The sequence below is a fragment of the Mesorhizobium sp. M7A.F.Ca.CA.004.04.2.1 genome, assembly GCF_004022825.1.
Taxonomy (GTDB): domain Bacteria; phylum Pseudomonadota; class Alphaproteobacteria; order Rhizobiales; family Rhizobiaceae; genus Mesorhizobium.
In genome coordinates this window covers 1-830 of record NZ_RZPH01001553.1, presented here as the reverse complement: position 1 = coordinate 830, position 830 = coordinate 1, and the positions used below count along the sequence as shown (strand labels likewise).

Annotated in this window: 1 protein-coding gene; it reads right to left on the bottom strand. The window is 63.5% G+C overall.

Going from position 1 to position 830, the window contains the following annotated elements:
- On the bottom strand, nucleotides 1-807 hold an 807-nt coding region (locus EN893_RS36080), incomplete at its 3' end, for an arginase family protein (protein ID WP_128362270.1).
- Between the last annotated feature and the right edge of the window lie 23 nt (nucleotides 808-830).

Here is an 830-nt window from a genome sequence, read left to right as displayed (position 1 = left end):
CACATAGGTCGGGCCGTCGCCGACTATTCTGCGCGCCTTCTCGATGATGGCCGGAATGCCGAGACCGGTCACCTCCTCGGCATGCACCACGGTCATGCCGGACTCGTAGGTGAACTCCCACAGATATTCGGCCGAGCCGCGGATGCCGATCTGGATCGTGCGCGTCGGGTCGAGCACGCCGTCAAGCACCGCGTTGCGGAACGGGCCGCCATGGTGGAACTTGGTCATGTCGAACAGGCCACTGGTGTCGCAGTGGGCGTCGATATGGATCAACCCGACCGGAGCTTTCTTGCCAACGGCCTTCAGGATCGGGTGGCTGATCGAATGGTCGCCGCCGATCGAAAGCGGGATGACGCCGGCATCGACGATCTGGTTGGTGCGCCGCTCGATATCCTCATGGCTTGTCTCAAGCCGGTAGCGGCTGCGGAACGGCGTGTCGCCGATGTCGGCGACCCGGAGCTCATGTGTGGGCGCGCATTCCAGCACGTGATTGTAGGGGCCGATGCGCTCGATGGCACGCAGCGCTCGCGGCCCGAAGCGCGAGCCTGGCCGGTTGGTGACGCCGAGATCCATCGGCACGCCGATCATCGCCACCTGCAAATCACCGAAATCCGGATTGTCGGCCGATATTTCGCGGTAGGGCGCGGCGAGGAAGGTCGGGATGCCTGAATAGGGCGCCAGCCGCGTGCCACTTTTGGAGAAGATCTTGTCGGCCACCTTGCGGAATTTCGGGTCGAACAGCTCGCCGGCATGGCTTTCACCATATTTGCGACGCAACGCGTCGAGCTTGCCGCGATCGTATCCCATATCCGCTCCTCCTGGGCTGATGC